The organism is Terrihabitans aquatilis (assembly GCF_052542005.1).
Genome location: NZ_JBOCUO010000001.1, coordinates 654,334 through 671,152, shown reverse-complemented (window position 1 = coordinate 671,152; position 16,819 = coordinate 654,334). Strand labels below are relative to the sequence as shown.

The window sequence follows — 16,819 nt, the reverse complement described above, 5'->3', positions numbered from 1 at the left end:
CACAAATCCTCGCGTTTACATTTTCGTTTCGCAAACCCTATGGCATGAAAGCCACACCATGCGCAGACTTGTCCTCTTCCGCCACGCTAAGGGCGAGGCCCCCGATCCACTGAACGATTACGCACGAAAGCTCGCGCCGCGCGGCCAGATCGCCGCCCGGGGCATGGGCGAATGGCTGGCCGGGCAGGGCATCGTTCCCGATCTTGTGATCTGCTCCGGCTCGGCCCGCACGCGGCAGACATGGTCGCTCGCGGCGTCCGCCTTCGATCCCGCGCCCGAGCTCCAGTTCGAAGACCGGATCTATGAGGCGGAGGTCGAAACCCTGCTCGACGTCGTCCGCGAGCAGGATTCCGAGGTCTACACGCTGCTTCTCGTGGGCCATAATCCCGGCCTCGAATTGCTGACCGGCCTTCTGGCCGAGAGCGGAGAGCCCGAGGTGGTGGATCTGTTCAAGGCCAAATTCCCCACGGCCGCCATCGCCATCATAGATTTCGAGGACGTGCCCTGGGCCGCCATCGAAGAAAAAACCGGCTGGCTGTCCGCCTTCGTCACGCCCAAACATCTCGGCATCAAGGGCGAATGAAGGCCTCCGATCTCCAGCACGAGGCGCGCATCGTCGCCTCCAGTGTGCTCGATGCCGCCGCCGGCACGCTCAACCCGAATGTGCGGCTCGGGGTCACGGGCCTCTCCCGCGCCGGCAAGACGGTGTTCATCACCACGCTCGTCAACGCGCTGACGAACGGGGCGCGATTGCCGCTGTTCCGCGCTTATGCGGACGGGCGGCTGATCGGGGCCCATCTCAGTCCGCAGCCGGACGATGCGGTGCCCCGTTTCGACATCGAAACACATCTCGCCGCTCTGCTGGACGAACGTCGCTGGCCGCAATCCACCCGCCGCATATCCGAGCTGCGCCTCATTCTGGATTTTGCCTCCGACACCTTCATCGGGCGCCGGCTCGGCACATCGCACCTCACGCTCGATATCGTCGATTACCCCGGCGAATGGCTGCTCGATCTCGGCCTGATGGGGCGCACCTACGCGCAGTTCTCCGCCGAAACCATCGCCATGAGCCGCAAGGCCGCGCGCGCCGCGCTGGCAGCGGATTGGCACGCCCATCTTAAGACATTGAATCCAGATCAGCCGGAAAACGAAGCCTGGGCAAAGACATCGGCCGAATTGTTCACGGCCTATCTGCGGGCCTCGCGCACGGCACGCCATGCGCTGTCGGCGCTGCCACCGGGGCGTTTCCTGCTGCCGGGCGATCTCGAAGGCTCGCCGGTTCTCACCTTCGCTCCGCTCGATGTCGCGGCTGATGCCGTGCCTACGTCCGGCACGCTGCACGCCATGATGGCGCGCCGTTATGATTCCTATGTCGCGCAGGTCGTGCGGCCATTCTTCCGCGAGCATTTTGCCCGGCTCGATCGCCAGATCGTATTGGTCGATGTGCTGGCCGCGCTCGACGCCGGCCCGGATGCGGTGGCCGATCTGGAATCCGCGCTGTCCGGCGTGCTCGACGCCTTCCGGCACGGCCGAAATTCCTGGCTCACCACCTGGTTCCGCCCGCGCGTCGACAAGATCCTGTTTGCCGCCACCAAGGCGGATCATCTTCATCACACCAGCCATGACCGGCTTGAGGCCATTCTCTCCCGCTTGGTCGATCGTGCCCGTCAGCGCGCCAGCTTCGGTGGCGCCGAGGTCGATGTGCTGGCCATTTCCGCCGTCCGCGCCACGCGGGAAGGAACGGCGCGGCAAAACGGACAGGAACTTCCGGTCATCGTCGGCACGCCGGAACCGAACGAACGTTCGGGCGACCGGATCTTCAGCGGCGAGGAGGAGATCGGTGTCTTCCCGGGAGATCTGCCGTCCGACCCGGAAGTGGCGCTGCGACCCGGCGGCTATCGCGGCCGCGCCGAAACCGGAGAGGGCGATGTCGGCATCATCCGCTTCCGCCCCCCCAGGGTGGAAGGCCCGCGTGAAGCTCCACGTCTGCCGCACATTCGCATGGACCGCGTGCTCAACTTCCTTCTGGGCGACAAGCTGGCGTGAAAGGGAGCCGGCGGGAACACTGCCGGCGATCCCCTCATTTCACGGCGACAGCCGCGACCACATCGGCCTCGAACATCATACCTGGCCGCGCGAGTTGCACCACGTTCAGCAGGGTGTGCGGCGGCAGGGGAATGCCCTCGAACGTCTGCGTTCGACATTTGAACATTTCGTCCCGGAAGCGAATATCGGTGACATAGGTCGTCACCTTGACGATGTCGCTCAGTGTTGCGCCATTTGCGGCCAGCGCGCTCTTGATCTTCTCCCATGCGAATGTGCATTGCGCCAGCAGGTCGCCGGGGTGCCGCGCCACGCCCGTCTCCGGATCTTCCGAGCCGATCCCCGCGAGATAGATCGTCTTCGCCGGGCCAGTGATCGTCACCGCCTCGGAGAACAAGCTATCGGCGAACTTCGAATAATTGAAGTTTTCCTTTTTGAATTCCTGCGCCTGTGCGCCGGCGAAACAGGAAGCGCTCATCATCGCTGCCGCCAGAATAGTCTTAAGCCCCCGCATCATGATCGTGCCCTTCCATGCCTTTGATAAGGCACACGTCCTACGCAATACCTGTGCCAGCGCAGCCATTGACACCCCACACTGCTGATGTACCGTTCGGTAAAGTATGGTTCGTTCGGTACACGAGAGGTATCCATGTCTGAAGCCCGTCCGCCATTTCCGCCCTTCACGCGTGAAACCGCCATTCAGAAAGTCCGCGCGGCGGAGGATGGCTGGAACTCCCGAGACCCGGAGAAGGTTGCGCTCGCCTACACGCCAGATAGCCGCTGGCGTAACCGCAACGAATTCCTCAACGGTCGCGCGGAGATCGTGGATTTTCTGACCCGCAAATGGCAGCGCGAGCAGGAATACCGCCTCATCAAGGAGCTGTGGGGCTTCACGCAGGACCGGATCGCGGTGCGCTTCGCCTACGAATGGCGTGACGCGGACGGAAACTGGTTCCGCTCCTACGGCAATGAGAACTGGGAATTCGCCGAGAACGGTCTGATGCGCGCGCGCTTTGCCAGCATCAACGACTTGGCCATCACGGAAGCTGAGCGGGCCTATCACTGGCCTCTCGGCACCCGCCGGCCCGACGATCATCCCGGCCTCAGCGAACTCGGCTTCTGACCTATGGCTCGTGTTATCGCGGAGCGTTCGGACGTCATTCCCAAGCTGGGGGAGGTGTTCCGCGAGCACGGGTTCGAGGGCGCGAGCCTGTCGGTCATCAGCGCGGCCACCGGCCTCGGCAAGGGCAGCCTCTACCATTTCTTTCCTGGCGGAAAACGGGAGATGGCGGAGGCTGTGCTCGATGATATCGACACATGGTTCGAGAACGAGGTTTTCCGGCCGCTGCGGGAAGATGCGGATCCCGCCGCCGCGGTCCGGCACATGATGGCGGCGGTCGAGGCCTATTTTCGCTCCGGCAATCGCGTGTGCCTCGTCGGCGCCTTCGCCCTGAACGATGTTCGCGACAGCTTTGCGCGCCGCATCCTCGATTATTTCGCCGCCTGGCAGCATGCGCTGGCAGACGCGCTGCGCCGGGTGGGCCATGCATCCGGTCCGGCCGGGGATCTCGCGGAAGACGTGATCGCCGCCATCCAGGGTGGCCTCGTCACCGCCCGTGCGCTGGGCGATCCGGCCGTCTTCGTGCGCACTCTGCGCCGCTGCGAAACCCGGATGGGCCTTTGAGGGGCTGGCATCGACGGGCCGGAGATGCGATTTTCGGGGCATGATCCAGCCACCGCGCAGACCCGCCACCTTTCAGCTCGACGATCCGGAACTCGTCATCGCCGATCCGCAGGCGGATGCGGCCGATCTCTTGCTCGAACCCCTGCCGGAGAGCGGCGAGATCGCGGCGACGTCCGCCGTCGCCACGGCCACCGCGCCCAAGCGTTCACCGCTGGCGGCCCTGTTCTGGGGCTCACTCGGCGGCCTCGTTTCGCTCGGCTTCGGCCTCGCGGTCACGGCTTTGGTCGAGGATCTGTTCGCCCGCAGCGATTGGCTGGGCTGGTTCGGCCTTGGCCTTGCCGCTCTGTTCGTGCTGGCCATCGTCCTCATCATCGGCCGCGAACTCCTGGCCCTCCGTCGCCTTGGCCGCATCGACGATCTGCGCGCCCGCGCCGAGCAGGCCGTCCTGCGCGACGACCGGCAGTCGGCGCTTTCCGTTGTGGACGAACTCGGGGCGCTTTACGCCAATTACCCGGCCACGGCGCGCGCCCGCGCCAATCTCGATCGCGAGCGCCGCGAGATCATCGATGGCGCCGACCTCGTCCATCTGGCCGAGCGCGAATTGATGACGTCGCTCGATCTCGAAGCGCGCCGTCTCATCGCCAATGCCGCCAAGCGCGTCTCGGTCATCACCGCTGTCGCGCCACGCGCAATCATCGACATCGCGGTTGTCGCGGCCACGGCGGCTTCCCTCATTCGGGGCATCGCACAGGTCTATGGTGGACGGCCCGGCACGCTCGGTTTCTTCCGTCTCATGCGGCATGTGCTGGCGCATCTCGCGGTCACGGGCGGCATGGCGGCGGGAGAGAGCGTCATCGATCAGCTGGTGGGCCATGGTCTCGCGGCCAAGCTGTCGGCGCGGCTGGGCGAGGGCGTCATCAACGGCATTCTCACGGCCCGCATCGGGCTCGCGGCCATCGCGGTCTGCCGCCCGCTGCCCTTCGCCGCCCGTGAGGCACCCACCTTGCGCGAGGTGGCCGGAGGCCTGTTCGAAACCCGCAAGACGGATGTGCGCAGCTGACCCCTAATCAGCGCGTCTGAACATCGCCGGGTTCACGCTCCACCTGGATCTGTTTCGCACCGGACGAGATCTGCTCCAGCAGGCTGCGCAATCCGGTTTCGGCCTCCCTGTGTGCCTCGGAATGGCTGAGCCGTGGCGTGAACGGATCGTCGTGTGTCTCGATCCAGTCCAGCGCGCAGCGGATCGAGGCCGCCCATTGCGCCGGGTCGCCGCCGGCCCAATCGCGGATCGGTTTCCCGATCGTCTCGCTCAAGGCGCCGAACGCGGCCGGTTCGCCGGCCGGGTCCAGTTCCGGTCGCGCCTTCAGGCGAACGCGGAAGCGGTATTGGCCCCGATAGAAGAGGCATGTCGCCATTTCCTTGTCGCCGCTTGCGAACAGATCACGCGCCCGCTGGTAATCTTCCACCGGGTGCCCCTTGGCGGGGATGAGCGCCAGCGACGACGCCATAGCGGGCGATGCCGCGAGCAGGACGGTGGTGAGAACAAGACATTGTCTCATCGTTTCCTCCCGTTTTCCGGGTGGCAGGTGAATCCTGCTTCTTCCCCGATCATCGGTCAGCGACAGGGCCGGGACCATTGGCCTTTAGGTGAGGCCATGCTCGGGAATCCGCGAAAGGGTCCGCATTCCGCGCTGTCCGTGCTTACATCACCCGGTCCGCACCTCGAGTTCCCGAAAGGATGCCCGGCATGGTCAATTCTGAAAAACCCGTCTGGTTCATCACCGGCTGTTCCACCGGCTTCGGCCGGGAGCTCGCCCGCCACACGCTCGCGCTCGGTTATCCCACGATCGTCACGGCCCGGCGGCCCGATCAGGTGGCCGATATCGTCTCCGGACATGACGACATCGCGTTGTCGCTGCCGCTCGATGTCACCAACCCGGACGATGTGAAAGCCGCGACGGAGGCTGCGCTCGAGCGGTTCGGCCGCATCGACGTGCTCGTGAACAATGCCGGCATCGGATATTTTGGTTCGTTCGAGGAAAGCGAGATCGACAAGGTCCGCCGCATGTTCGAGATCAATGTCTGGGGTCTCGTCGATATGACGCGCGCGGTGTTGCCCGCCATGCGGGCGCGCCGCTCCGGCACCATCGTCAACGTTTCCTCGATCGGCGGCATCCGGTCCTTTCCCGCCTTCAGTTTCTACCACGGCACCAAATACACGGTGGAAGGGCTGTCGGAATCCCTGGCGCAGGAGCTCGCGCCGCTCGGCATCAAGGTCCTGATCGTGGAGCCGGGTCCGTTCCGCACGGATTGGGCAGGGCGGTCGGCGGACGAGGCGCCCCAGACGATTGACGATTATCGGGAGACGGCGGGCGCCCGCACAGCCCTCGTGCGCGGCTATAGCGGCCGGCAGCCGGGAGATCCGGTGCGCGCCGCCCGTGCCATCGTCGCCGCGGTGGAGGCGGAGAACCCGCCTCTGCGTCTTCTCCTCGGCAAGGCGGCCCTCGCCAATGCGCGCGAGAAGATCGGCATGCTGGAGCGGGACTTCGACGCCTGGGCGGATGTTAGTGCGGGCGCGGATTTCCCGGACGCTCAATCCTGAAACAGGGGCGCTTGCCGGAACGTCAGTCCGGCGGCGCGTCGGGCGTCTCGCCGCTGCGCCGCTTTCCGAGGCCCGCGAAGAAGCGCGCCAGATAAGGCCCCGCGATCAGCACCACCGCAAAGCGCAATGTCTGCATCGCCATGACGAAGCCAATGTCCACATGGGTGGAGGCGGCGATGATGGCGATCGCGTCCGCTCCGCCGGGGCTGGTGGCGAGATAGGCCGTCAGCGGATCGATGCCGGCATAGCGCGTTAGCAGGAAGGCGAAGCCGGCGCAGATGACGATGAGGCCGAGGATCGAGCCGAACACTTGCGGCAAGGCGCGCGCGGCGTGCAGCAGAACGGGCCGGGTGAAACTCAGGCCCACCCGCCAGCCCACTAGGGCATAGGAAATGGCGAGCAGCCATGGCGGCAGTTCGATTTCGATCCAGCCCATGACGTGGAGGGCGATGCCCACACCCAGCGTCACCACGAAGCTGCCGCCGGGTATCTTCAGCCACAGGGCCGCTACCACGCCGGCCAGCGCCAGCCCCATTGTCTCGGCGAAGGCCAGCCAGTTGATCGGTGGGAACCAGATGATCGCCGCAGCCTCCGCCGCGCCCTGGCCGGTCCAGAACAAGGCCACGATGGACGCCACGACAGCCACCATCACCACGCGCAGATATTGCATGAACGCCACAAGGCGGGCGTCCGCCCCGTAATCCTCTGCCATCAGCACCATGGCGGAAGCAGCGCCCGGCCAGCATGCCCAGATCGCGGTGGTGCCCGGAAACACCTGCCACCGCATCAGCATCCAGCCGAAGAAGCCGCTCGCCGCCAGAATGGCCGCGATCAGGCCGATGAACAGCAGGCCGTCATGGATCAGGACGTCGAGGATGGAGGAGGGGATGCCGCGCACGATCAGGCAGCTGATGAGCGCTTGCGCCAGGAGATAAGGCACGCGCGGCGCGGCGATCGTGCCCGCATGGGTGCCGATGATCACGGCCCCGATCATGGGGCCGAGAAGAAGGGCGGCCGGCAACCCCAGCACTTCGAAGATGGCCGCGAACAGCGCGGACAGCCCGAACAGGAGCAGCCATTGCCGCCCCGGATTCCATTGGGCGAACGTCAGGTTCATCCCTCGATCAGATCCGTGCCCTCGATATCGATGCCGAAACCGGCAAGGCCGACATAGTGGCGTTCGCGCGAGGCGAGCAGCCGGATCGACGACACACCGAGATCCTTCAGGATCTGTGCGCCGACGCCGACCTCACGCCACAATTGATCGCGCACGGCCTCGCTCGACCCGCGCTCCGCCGGCGTGTGGATCGGTACGCCCACCGCGCCGTCGCGCAGATAGATCAGTACGCCGTGGCCGGTCTTCTGGAAATGATGCAGCGAGGCGCGCAGCGTCTTGCCACCGCCGAACACGTCGGTCAGCGCATCGGCACGGTGCAGCCGCGCAGGGATGTGCCGGCCTGCGCCGATATCGCCGTGGACCAGCGCGAGGTGATGCACCGCGTCGAACGGCGTCACATAGGCATAGCCCTTCAGCGGTCCGATCTCGCTAGGTACGGTGAATTCGGAGATCCGCGTCACCAGCTTCTCGCGCGCCTGGCGATAGGCGATCAGATCGGCCACCGAGATGCGCTTCAGCCCGTGCTGCTCCGCAAAGGCCGAGACCTGCGGCCCCCGCATCACGGTGCCGTCGTCGTTGACCAGTTCGGCAATGACGCCGACCGGCGGTAGCTCGGCCAGCTTGCAGAGGTCTACGGCAGCCTCCGTATGGCCCGAGCGGATCAGCACGCCGCCTTCGCGTGCGATCAGCGGGAAGACGTGACCCGGTCGCACGAAATCGGCGGGACCCATATTGCCGTTGGCCAGCGCGCGCACGGTCGCGGTGCGCTCCTCGGCCGAAATGCCCGTCGTCGTGCCGTGCCGCACATCGACCGACACGGTGAAGGCCGTCTGCATCGGCGCGTCATTGTCCGTCACCATCGGCGACAGGCGCAGCCGTCGTGCTTCCTCGGAAGTCAAAGGCGCACAGACGATGCCAGACGTGTTGCGAATGGTGAAGGCCAGCTTCTCCGGCGTCGCGTGGACGGCGGCGAAGATCAGATCGCCTTCGTTCTCGCGGTCGTCGTCATCGGTGACGACGACGATCTCGCCTCGTCCGAAAGCGTCGATCGCGGTGCGGACGTGGGCGAAAGGATCCTGAGACATGGAGATCATCCTGGAAAACGTTCGGCCGTGAAAGCGTCAGCCGTTCTGGCCGCGATGCCGGAGAAAATGGTCGGCCAGCACGCAGGCCATCATGGCTTCGCCGATCGGCACGGCGCGGATGCCCACGCACGGGTCGTGTCGGCCCTTGGTCATCACGTCGACGTCGTGGCCCTCGCGGTCGATCGAGCGGCGCGGCGTGAGGATGGAGGAGGTGGGTTTCACCGCGAACCGGGCAATCACCGGCTGGCCTGTCGAAATGCCGCCCAGCACGCCGCCGGCATGATTGGCCAGGAACACGGGCTTACCGTCATTGCCGATGCGCATCTCGTCGGCGTTCTGTTCGCCGGTCAGCCGCGCCACGGCCATGCCGTCGCCGATCTCGACACCCTTCACCGCGTTGATGCTCATGAAGGCCGCCGCGATATCGCCGTCGAGCTTGCCGTAGATCGGCGCGCCCCAGCCAACGGGAACGCCGTCCGCCACCACTTCGATCACCGCACCGATGGAGGAGCCGGATTTGCGGATCTCGTCGAGATAGGTCTCCATCTCCTTAGCCGCATCACGATCGGGGCAGAAGAACGGGTTCTCGTCCACCGCGTTCCAGTCCCAGCGGGCGCGGTCGATCGCGATCTCGCCCATCTGCACCAGCGCCGCGCGAATCGACACGCCGGGGATCACCTTGCGCGCCACGGCGCCGGCCGCCACCCGCGCCGCCGTCTCACGCGCCGAGGAGCGGCCGCCGCCGCGATAATCCCGCACGCCGTATTTGGCGTCGTAGGTGTAATCCGCATGCCCCGGCCGGTACTTGGCCGCGATGTCGGAATAATCCTTGGAGCGCTGGTCGGTGTTGCGGATCAGCATGGCGATAGGCGTACCCGTCGTCACCAATTCCTCGCCGTCGGGCAGAACGCCGGAGAGGATCTCCACCTCGTCGGCCTCGCGGCGCTGGGTGGTGAAGCGCGATTGTCCGGGCTTCCTCTTGTCGAGGAAGGACTGCACCTCGTCCAGGCGCAGGCGCAGGCCGGGCGGGCAGCCATCGACCACGCAGCCGAGTGCGGGCCCGTGGCTTTCGCCGAAGGTGGTGACGCGGAAGAGGTGGCCGAAGGAATTGTGCGACATGGGAAACCGCGCCTCTTCTAGGACTGCCGTGCGGAGCGGGCAAGCGCGTCGGTGCAAGGAACCTTCCCCAATCCCGCACGATTAAGCCTCACCGGCCCGTTGGGGCTCCTCACAAAGGGCATTCTCCCGCGATGACGTCCAGCCATGTCGAAGCCTCCAGCATGCCCGTGCCGCCCAAAGCGGAAGCGTTTTATGCCGAGAGCCTCGTCCATCTGAAGGAATCGGGCGTGCCGTTCATGGTGGCCGGCACCTATGCCGTGTCGAGCTACACCGGCATCCGCCGCCCCACCAAGGACCTCGACGTCTTCTGCCGCGCCGGAGATTACCCGCGCATCCTCAAGCATTTCCAGGAGCTCGGGCACAAGACGGTGGTGGAGGATGAGCGCTGGATCGCCAAGGTCAAGAAGGGCCGCTGGACGTTCGACGTCATCTTCAATTCCCGCACCGCCGCCACGCCCATCACCGACAGCTGGTTCTCGGAAAACCATTCCGCCAGGATCTACGGCACCGAGGTGCAGCTCGTCGCGCCCACCGAGCTCGTCTATTCCAAGGTCTTCGTCCAGAACCGCGAGCGCTATGACGGGGCCGACATCGCCCACGTCATCCTCAAGCAGCACGAGGCCATCGATTGGCGGCGGCTGCTCGGCTACATGGAGCAATATTGGGAGGTGCTGCTCATCCACCTCCTGAATTTCCGTTTCGTCTACCCCACCGAGCGCCATTGCGTGCCGGACTGGCTGTTCGACGAGCTGATGGAACGCCTCCAGAATCAGCGCGACATGCCGGAGGGCCGCACCCGCGTCTGCCGTGGCCGCCTGTTCTCGCCGCCGGATTACCTCATCGACATCGCCGAATGGGGCTTTGCCGATCTCGTCGGCTGATCACCCGCCGGCCGAGGCGCCCGCCACAGCCTCGCGCAGCCGTGCCGCATCCGCCGGTGTCAGGCCGGGTGGGGCATAGGTCACGGCCGCCGGTTTCGCGCCCGGCAAGGCGGCATAGATCGTCAGCGCGAACAGATAGCTTCCCGCGATGGAGGGGTGGTTCTTGTCGGCATAGAGCGTGATGCTCGAGGCCGTGCGCCGCGCTGCCTCCCACGCCCCGCCGATGTCGATCACGCGCGCGCCCGTTTCCCGCGCCAGTTCGTGCGTGGCCGAGGCGATGCGCTCCACATGCGCCGTCCGCGCATTTGCCGGGCGCTCGGTGTAATGGTCCGGCGCATAGGCCCAGTTCAGCACCAGCGCGAAGGGCGAGCCGCCGGCCTTGGCCTCGGCGATCAGCGTGCGCCCATCCGCCAGGAAATCGGCCACGTTCTTGTCGTTGCTGTGGGCCGCGCTGTGCGCCTGCAGCACCACGAGGCTCCAGCGCTGCGCCAGCAGATCGTGCACCTCCGGATTGTCGAGATGCGTGCGGAACCGGGCGCCGGACGTGGCCCGCACGGTCACGTCCAGCGCCGCGTTGTCGCCTGCCGAGCGGGCCATCTCGGCCAGCATTTTCGGCATGTCGTTGTAGAAGGTGCGGCTGTTGCCGATCAGCAGAACCCGCCGCCCGGCATCGTCGGCGAGGGCGGGCAGGGGCGTGGCCAGCCCGGCCATCATGGCCAGCCCCAGCAGCAGGAAGTGCTTCGTCATCGTCGCCATGATCTCCCGGCCCGCACGTCGGTTGGGCACAGGCTGCGCCGCCGCGCGGCCGGGCGCAATGGCCGGGCTCTCATCACATCGGCGGGAACCCCATTCCGCCTCCGCACATTCCCCCAGCGGGAAAGCACAGGAGAGGGATCGCTCGTCCATGCAGGAAGACGCCACCGTCATCGAACTGAACCCCACGGACCACAGCGAGCCGGCGCCCGTTCGCGAATCCGGTACAGTGCGCGTCGCCGCCATCGGCGATATCCACGTTCACGAGACGTCGCAGAACCCTTATCGCGATCTCTTCACCGAGGTGTCCGACAACGCCGACATCCTCGTTCTGGCCGGCGATCTCACCGATTTCGGCAAAACGAAGGAGGCCGAGATCCTGGCCGAGGATTTGCGCCATTGCAAAATCCCCATCGTCGCCGTGCTCGGCAATCACGATCATGAATGCGGCCAGCCGGAAGAGGTGGTGCGCATCCTGCGGCAGGCGAACGTCTGCTTCCTGGGCGAGAACGCCCACATCCACAAGGGCGTCGGCTTTGCGGGCGTGAAGGGGTTCGGCGGCGGCTTCGGGCGCTACATGCTGGGCGCGTTCGGCGAGGCGGCGACGAAAGCCTTCGTGCAGGAAACGCAGGAGGAATGCATGCGCCTCGAAATCGCGCTGCGCTCGCTCCGCACCGAGCGCAAGCTCGTGGTGCTGCATTACGCGCCCATCGAGGCCACCGTCATTGGCGAGCCGGAGCCCATCTTCCCCTATCTCGGCTCCTCACGCCTGGCCGAGGTCATCGACCGCTTCGACGTCACCGCCGTCGTCCACGGCCACGCCCACCGCGGCGCCCACAAGGGCGAAACCCCCAAGGGCATCCCAGTCTTCAACGTGGCGGCGGGCATCACGAAGGAGAGCGGGAAGCCTTATGCGGTGCTGGAGGTGTGAATATCATCTGTCGCGTCAATTTTCGCGTTGATTTTTGTATTGCGCTGGCTCATCCTCAAGAGTGCTTGAGCTGAGGGTGCGACAATGATCCCGTCGGAACGATTTGTACGGAGCATATTAGGGCGACATGAGCCGCAGCTTTGTGCGCTCTTCGGCAATGCATGGCAGAGCGTTAACAGCATGCCTGCGCGTGCTCGCATGGATTACAAGCGCACCGTTGCGACGTTGATGCATCAGTTCTTAATGAACGAAGTTCGGATCGCCTTCGGCGATAGTCGTGATGTCAGACTACTTCAGGACCATGAGACAATCCGGCTGCTCTTCGACCGTACGTTGAGAGTACGTTTGAAGAAAATGGATCGGCAAGGATACGCTCGCGCGATTCAGACGGGCCTAACGTTAGAACTTACGAATGCAGAGCCGTCATTACTCCCAATATCTGAGTTGCCGTCGATCCATAATGTAGATGTAGGTTACGTTCTAAACAGCATTGAAACTAGGATTGATCATATCCTTGTGGCAGCCCGCCTTGGAGAATCAGTAATTTGGACGTACGAGGCCGATCGAGGAGCCGCGTCTTCCGTGGAAAGAATACCGTCCACTCCCGCGGCACCAAGGCTTCCAACTGGCATCATTAAATTGCCTGAGGAGCGTAATCGTATCTCAGATGACGGGCAGGCTTAGAGGTGCCGGAATTCAACGGTTCCATGTTGCGATTGGCGCGCCAATTCAGAGGGCTCCAGCAGAAGGAGCTTGCAGCCGGTGCCCTCGTTGACGCAGCTATAGTCTCACGAGCGGAGAACGGCGTAATCGTTCCGAGTGAGACCGTTATTTTGCGGCTGTGCGAGGTCCTGCGGGTACCTCGGCCACTGCTGGGGTTCTCTTTTCAGCCAGTTGGTTTGCCTATCAGCTTCCATCCGATGTGGCGGAAGCGCCAGTCAGTCCTGCAGCGTGAAGTTGATAGGGTGTTGGCTGATGCAAACTTGCGAGCCTTACATCTTCGTCGTCTTTTGCCATCAGTGGGATTTGAACCTGAATTGCCCCTGCCCAGCTATGAGCCGGGGGAGTATGGAAATGATGCTCGACATATTGCAAGTTTGGTTCGTCGAGCCTGGGGATTGCCTGCTGGTCCTCTGGTCAATTTAACCGAATACATAGAGCGTGCCGGAGTTTTTGTTTTTCACGTCGACTTTGAGAAGGGGGTCGATGTTGATGGACTTAGCCTGCGTTTTGTAGGTCTCCCACCTATAATCGTGCTCAATTCAGCCATGCCTGCAGATCGAATGCGCTTTACGCTCGCACATGAGTTCGCGCATTTGGTTATGCACGTTGTGCCGTGTCCAGACATGGAAAAGCAAGCAAACGAATTCGCTAGTGCGCTGTTAATGCCAGCTGAGGATGTGCGTAAAGATTTAGTCGGGCGTCGAGTTGATCTCAGATTACTCGCCCAACTTAAGCCGGAGTGGCGGGTTTCTATGGCGGCTCTCCTTTATGCTGCTGGTGAATTAGGAGTTATTGGGCCAGGGCAAAGTCAGTTGCTCTGGCGTCAGTATAGCTCTTTGCGTTATAAGTCTGTTGGTGAGCCGCCTGAACTCAATTTTCCTGTTGAGAAGCCTTTTTTGGGTAAGTACTTAATCGAGGCACATCTGCGTGATCTTGGGTATTCTCCTCAACAGATCGGAGATATATTAGGGCTCCCGGAGGCGGATATTTGGGAAATGTATGGGTTAGAGAAGCCTCGACCGGCTTTGCGCGTGGTCAAATAGTGCGTTCGAGCTAAAGAGTTGTCAGGAATAAAAACCTTGACAGCCAAATCTCTACATGCCATTCTCCACCCACTCTTTCCTGAGGAGGGGCGGTCCGGACCGGCCTGATCGTGGGGAAGGGTGCGGTGGCCGGTCTGGCAGGGTGTAACGAACCCGGCCGGGGCGGAGGTCCAAGGTTCCGGGTCCCAAGTGTGCTTAGCGCAACGCTAGGGGTCCTTCTTGGAGGTCGGGATGCCTCGAGGTTCCAAACTCTGGGCTCTGCGATCGAGAGGACACCCGCAACGGATGGGACAAGCGGAGCCATCCGGGGGGTCGGAACAGCAAGCCTAAAACACCGCGCGCGGGATGCCGGAGCCTCGGCGTTTCTGCGGTTGAGTACCTTCGTGCTGGACATCCATCTCTGCCAGCACGGCCGTGGGAGCGGCTGATCTCCCGGCGTCCCGCGCGCCCTCCGATTTTTCGGAGGGGAGGCCGGAACGGAGCCGATGGGCCAGGGGCCCGGCTCGAGACCCCTGCCGAAAGGCGGGCTTTCGGTGCAGGCGCGGGCTGTGCCCATTGTGCACGCAAGTGTGACACGTTCGCCATTGCTGGACCTTTTCGGGCGTGGAACAGATGCCCCGAGAACGAATCGGGTCCGGCCAATCCATGCAGACACCTCCTTTGCCGCCTTCCGGCACCGTTGCTTGAGCGACGATATCAATCTGACGGCCTGCGACCGCGAGCCCATCCACATTCCCGGCGCCATCCAGCCCCACGGCGTGCTGCTGGTGGTGGACGCCGAGAGCCTCATCATCTCCCATGCCGCCGGCGACAGCGAAGGCCGGCTCGGCGTCGCGCCCGCAACGGACACGTCGCTCGAAGGCCTGCTCGATGCCGATGCGCTCGCGGGCCTGCGCCGCGTCGTCGCCGGCGAGATTTCCGGCTTCGTCGGCCAGTGCCGCAGCCGGGACGGCCAGCGGCTCGATATCCTCGCCCATCGCAGCGCCGCGCACCTCGTCGTCGAGTTCGAGCCCGCCGCCGAGATCCTGGTCGCGCCCGCCGCCGTGCTGGGCGATCTGGAGGCCTCGATCTCCGCCTTCGCCCGCACCCAGTCGCTGGAGCAGCTCTGCGCCGAAGCCGCGCGCGAGTTCCGCCGCCTCACGGGGTATGACCGCGTCATGGTCTACCGTTTCCTGGAAGACGGGGCGGGCGTCGTCGTGGCCGAGGACCTGCGGGCGGGGATGCACGCGTTCCTGCACCATCATTTCCCCGCATCCGACATCCCCAAACAGGCCCGCGCGCTCTACATCCGCAATCTCGTGCGCGTCATCCCCGATGTGGGCTACACGCCCGCGCCCCTGCGCCCCGCCTGGACGGAGGATGCGCCGCTGGATCTCAGCGACAGCGGCCTGCGCAGCGTCTCGCCCGTGCACCTGCTCTACATGAAGAATATGGGCGTGGGCGCCTCCGCTTCGGTCTCCATCGTCAAGGACGGGGAGCTCTGGGGCCTCATCGCCTGCCACAACGAGGCGCCGCGCGGCATCGGCTACGAGACCCGCGCCGCCTGCCGCACGCTGGCGGGCAACCTCGCGCGCCAGATCAAGGCCCGCGAGGAGACAGAGGTCTACCGCGCCCGCATTCGCCTGCGCAGCTACGAAGACGACATCGTGGCGCTGCTCTCGCGCGAGGGAACGCTGCAGCATTCCCTGTCGAACCACATCGACGAGGTGCGCCGCATGCTCGATGCCGACGGCGTGGCCATCCTGCGCGGGCACGATGTGATCACGTCCGGCCGCTGCCCGGACCGGTCCGATCTCGGCCCGCTGGCGGAATTCGTGCGCGGGCAGGGGGAGGGCGTGTTCTCCACCCATTACCTGCCGAAGGTGCACCCGCCCGCCGACAAGGTGCGCGCCGTCGCCAGCGGTCTCCTCGGCATGGTGCTGCCGGTGGACGAGCCCTGGATGGTGCTGTGGTTCCGCGCCGAGCGGGTGGAGGTCATCAACTGGGCCGGCAATCCCCACAAGGATGCCGATCTTGCGCCGGGTGACATGCTGAGCCCGCGCGCCTCTTTCGCCGCCTGGAGCGAAACGGTCCACGGACGCTCGCGCCCCTGGACGCTCGCCGAAACCGAGGCCGCAGGACGTCTGCGCGCGGCGGTCTCGTCCATCTGGCAGAGCCGTCAGATGCGCGCGCTGAACGAGCGCCTGCTCGGTACTATCCGCGAAAAGGATCTGCTGCTCCAGCAGAAGCAATTCCTCATCGGCGAGGTGAACCACCGGGTTCAGAACAGCCTGCAATTGGTCTCGAGCTTCCTCTCCATGCAGGCGCGGCAGTCCGAGGATCCGAAATTGCAGGCGGCCATCGAGGAAGCCCGCCGCCGTCTCAGCGCGGTCTCTCTCGTCCACCGCCGTCTCTACCGGGCCGATCAGTTCGAAACAGTGGACGCGGCCCGCTACGTGGAGGATCTGCTGGGAGAGCAGGTGGATTCGATGGGCGAGGATTGGCGAGGCTTCGTCACCTCCAATCTCGCCCCGGTGATCATGTCTCCCGATCGCGCGGTCAGCCTTGGTTTGATCCTGTCGGAACTCGTCACCAACGCGAACAAATATGCCTATGGAGGCGCGGCAGGCCCGCTCCATGTGGCCTTGTCCGAGGATCGCTCATCATTCCGCCTGACGGTCAGCGATCGTGGTGGTGGCCGTTCTTCGAGCCGGGTTGGTTTCGGCTCGCGGATGATCAGCGCGCTGGTGAATCAGCTCGCCGGTGAGCTTGCTTATGAAAACACCACGCCGGGTCTGGAAGTCACGCTGACTGTGCCGGCTAATCCCTATCCGTCAGGAACAGCCGGCACAGCCTAGC

Annotated in this window: 16 protein-coding genes and 1 pseudogene; 11 read left to right on the top strand and 6 right to left on the bottom strand. The window is 64.6% G+C overall.

Translation table 11 applies throughout. The annotated features are described in order from the left end of the window. The first annotated feature begins 58 nt into the window (after positions 1–58). Positions 59–583, top strand: coding sequence for a SixA phosphatase family protein (locus tag ACQ6S1_RS03395; RefSeq protein WP_445039737.1), 525 nt, complete (start codon positions 59–61; stop codon positions 581–583). Continuing rightward, positions 580–2,046, top strand: a complete 1,467-nt coding sequence (locus tag ACQ6S1_RS03390; protein ID WP_445039736.1) for a YcjX family GTP-binding protein — start codon at positions 580–582, stop codon at positions 2,044–2,046. Before ACQ6S1_RS03395 ends, ACQ6S1_RS03390 begins: the two co-directional genes overlap by 4 nt. 34 nt (positions 2,047–2,080) lie before the next feature. On the opposite strand, the gene ACQ6S1_RS03385 is transcribed toward ACQ6S1_RS03390, so the two are convergent. Continuing rightward, positions 2,081–2,560 (bottom strand): RidA family protein, encoded by a 480-nt coding sequence (locus ACQ6S1_RS03385; protein ID WP_445039735.1) that lies wholly within the window; start codon positions 2,558–2,560, stop codon positions 2,081–2,083. A 132-nt stretch (positions 2,561–2,692) separates the two neighbouring features. On the opposite strand from ACQ6S1_RS03385, the gene ACQ6S1_RS03380 reads away from it, so the two are divergent. From ACQ6S1_RS03380 to ACQ6S1_RS03370, 3 genes are read left to right on the top strand one after another with little or no spacing between them, the layout of a single operon-like run. Further along, complete coding sequence (locus ACQ6S1_RS03380) at positions 2,693–3,166, top strand: nuclear transport factor 2 family protein (protein ID WP_445039734.1); 474 nt, start codon at positions 2,693–2,695, stop codon at positions 3,164–3,166. A gap of 3 nt (positions 3,167–3,169) precedes the next feature. Continuing rightward, complete coding sequence (locus ACQ6S1_RS03375) at positions 3,170–3,727, top strand: TetR/AcrR family transcriptional regulator (RefSeq protein ID WP_445039733.1); 558 nt, start codon at positions 3,170–3,172, stop codon at positions 3,725–3,727. A gap of 40 nt (positions 3,728–3,767) precedes the next feature. Next, positions 3,768–4,787, top strand: coding sequence for a YcjF family protein (locus ACQ6S1_RS03370; RefSeq protein ID WP_445039732.1), 1,020 nt, complete (start codon positions 3,768–3,770; stop codon positions 4,785–4,787). Between the two features lie 7 nt (positions 4,788–4,794). Here the strand turns inward: ACQ6S1_RS03370 and ACQ6S1_RS03365 are convergent, their stop codons facing one another. Further along, positions 4,795–5,286 (bottom strand): hypothetical protein, encoded by a 492-nt coding sequence (locus ACQ6S1_RS03365; protein WP_445039731.1) that lies wholly within the window; start codon positions 5,284–5,286, stop codon positions 4,795–4,797. Positions 5,287–5,474: 188 nt separating this feature from the next. On the opposite strand from ACQ6S1_RS03365, the gene ACQ6S1_RS03360 reads away from it, so the two are divergent. Beyond that, positions 5,475–6,329 (top strand): oxidoreductase, encoded by an 855-nt coding sequence (locus tag ACQ6S1_RS03360; protein WP_445039730.1) that lies wholly within the window; start codon positions 5,475–5,477, stop codon positions 6,327–6,329. A gap of 22 nt (positions 6,330–6,351) precedes the next feature. Here ACQ6S1_RS03360 and ACQ6S1_RS03355 read toward each other — a convergent pair whose 3' ends face one another. Genes ACQ6S1_RS03355 through aroC form a run of 3 tightly spaced genes read right to left on the bottom strand, consistent with a single transcriptional unit; the run spans position 6,352 to position 9,650 of the window. Then, entirely contained in the window at positions 6,352–7,446 is a 1,095-nt protein-coding gene (locus tag ACQ6S1_RS03355; RefSeq protein ID WP_445039729.1) for an AbrB family transcriptional regulator, read from the bottom strand. Next, a complete protein-coding gene (gene ribB / locus ACQ6S1_RS03350) occupies positions 7,443–8,531 on the bottom strand; it encodes a 3,4-dihydroxy-2-butanone-4-phosphate synthase (protein ID WP_445039728.1) in 1,089 nt (362 codons plus the stop codon). Before ribB ends, ACQ6S1_RS03355 begins: the two co-directional genes overlap by 4 nt. 36 nt (positions 8,532–8,567) lie before the next feature. Next, entirely contained in the window at positions 8,568–9,650 is a 1,083-nt protein-coding gene (gene aroC, locus ACQ6S1_RS03345) for a chorismate synthase (RefSeq protein ID WP_445039727.1), read from the bottom strand. 131 nt (positions 9,651–9,781) lie between these two features. Here aroC and ACQ6S1_RS03340 point away from each other — a divergent pair, with 131 nt between their 5' ends. Beyond that, positions 9,782–10,531 (top strand): nucleotidyltransferase, encoded by a 750-nt coding sequence (locus tag ACQ6S1_RS03340; RefSeq protein WP_445039726.1) that lies wholly within the window; start codon positions 9,782–9,784, stop codon positions 10,529–10,531. Here ACQ6S1_RS03340 and ACQ6S1_RS03335 read toward each other — a convergent pair whose 3' ends face one another. Continuing rightward, a complete protein-coding gene (locus tag ACQ6S1_RS03335; RefSeq protein WP_445039725.1) occupies positions 10,532–11,287 on the bottom strand; it encodes an SGNH/GDSL hydrolase family protein in 756 nt (251 codons plus the stop codon). 148 nt (positions 11,288–11,435) lie between these two features. Here ACQ6S1_RS03335 and ACQ6S1_RS03330 point away from each other — a divergent pair, with 148 nt between their 5' ends. From ACQ6S1_RS03330 to ACQ6S1_RS03315, 4 genes and pseudogenes are all read left to right on the top strand, one after another. Continuing rightward, positions 11,436–12,215 carry a metallophosphoesterase family protein gene (locus ACQ6S1_RS03330; protein WP_445039724.1) on the top strand — a complete coding sequence of 260 codons (780 nt, stop codon included), beginning with the start codon at positions 11,436–11,438 and terminating at the stop codon, positions 12,213–12,215. Positions 12,216–12,922: 707 nt separating this feature from the next. Further along, positions 12,923–13,075, top strand: a pseudogene (locus tag ACQ6S1_RS03325) (helix-turn-helix domain-containing protein); the annotation flags it as partial. Between the two features lie 108 nt (positions 13,076–13,183). Continuing rightward, positions 13,184–13,981, top strand: coding sequence for an ImmA/IrrE family metallo-endopeptidase (locus tag ACQ6S1_RS03320; RefSeq protein ID WP_445040255.1), 798 nt, complete (start codon positions 13,184–13,186; stop codon positions 13,979–13,981). Between the two features lie 683 nt (positions 13,982–14,664). Next, a complete protein-coding gene (locus ACQ6S1_RS03315; RefSeq protein WP_445039723.1) occupies positions 14,665–16,818 on the top strand; it encodes a histidine kinase dimerization/phosphoacceptor domain -containing protein in 2,154 nt (717 codons plus the stop codon). The last annotated feature ends 1 nt before the right edge of the window (position 16,819 follow it).

Excerpts from the sequence above, each read along its gene's own strand:
- ACQ6S1_RS03335 (WP_445039725.1), bottom strand. The coding sequence starts at position 11,287 with ATGGCGACGATGACGAAGCACTTCCTGCTGCTGGGGCTGGCCATGATG.
- ACQ6S1_RS03390 (WP_445039736.1), top strand. The coding sequence starts at position 580 with ATGAAGGCCTCCGATCTCCAGCACGAGGCGCGCATCGTCGCCTCCAGT.
- ribB (WP_445039728.1), bottom strand. The coding sequence starts at position 8,531 with ATGTCTCAGGATCCTTTCGCCCACGTCCGCACCGCGATCGACGCTTTC.
- ACQ6S1_RS03330 (WP_445039724.1), top strand. The coding sequence starts at position 11,436 with ATGCAGGAAGACGCCACCGTCATCGAACTGAACCCCACGGACCACAGC.
- ACQ6S1_RS03370 (WP_445039732.1), top strand. The coding sequence starts at position 3,768 with ATGATCCAGCCACCGCGCAGACCCGCCACCTTTCAGCTCGACGATCCG.
- ACQ6S1_RS03395 (WP_445039737.1), top strand. The coding sequence starts at position 59 with ATGCGCAGACTTGTCCTCTTCCGCCACGCTAAGGGCGAGGCCCCCGAT.
- ACQ6S1_RS03365 (WP_445039731.1), bottom strand. The coding sequence starts at position 5,286 with ATGAGACAATGTCTTGTTCTCACCACCGTCCTGCTCGCGGCATCGCCC.
- aroC (WP_445039727.1), bottom strand. The coding sequence starts at position 9,650 with ATGTCGCACAATTCCTTCGGCCACCTCTTCCGCGTCACCACCTTCGGC.
- ACQ6S1_RS03380 (WP_445039734.1), top strand. The coding sequence starts at position 2,693 with ATGTCTGAAGCCCGTCCGCCATTTCCGCCCTTCACGCGTGAAACCGCC.
- ACQ6S1_RS03355 (WP_445039729.1), bottom strand. The coding sequence starts at position 7,446 with ATGAACCTGACGTTCGCCCAATGGAATCCGGGGCGGCAATGGCTGCTC.
- ACQ6S1_RS03360 (WP_445039730.1), top strand. The coding sequence starts at position 5,475 with ATGGTCAATTCTGAAAAACCCGTCTGGTTCATCACCGGCTGTTCCACC.
- ACQ6S1_RS03385 (WP_445039735.1), bottom strand. The coding sequence starts at position 2,560 with ATGATGCGGGGGCTTAAGACTATTCTGGCGGCAGCGATGATGAGCGCT.
- ACQ6S1_RS03340 (WP_445039726.1), top strand. The coding sequence starts at position 9,782 with ATGACGTCCAGCCATGTCGAAGCCTCCAGCATGCCCGTGCCGCCCAAA.
- ACQ6S1_RS03375 (WP_445039733.1), top strand. The coding sequence starts at position 3,170 with ATGGCTCGTGTTATCGCGGAGCGTTCGGACGTCATTCCCAAGCTGGGG.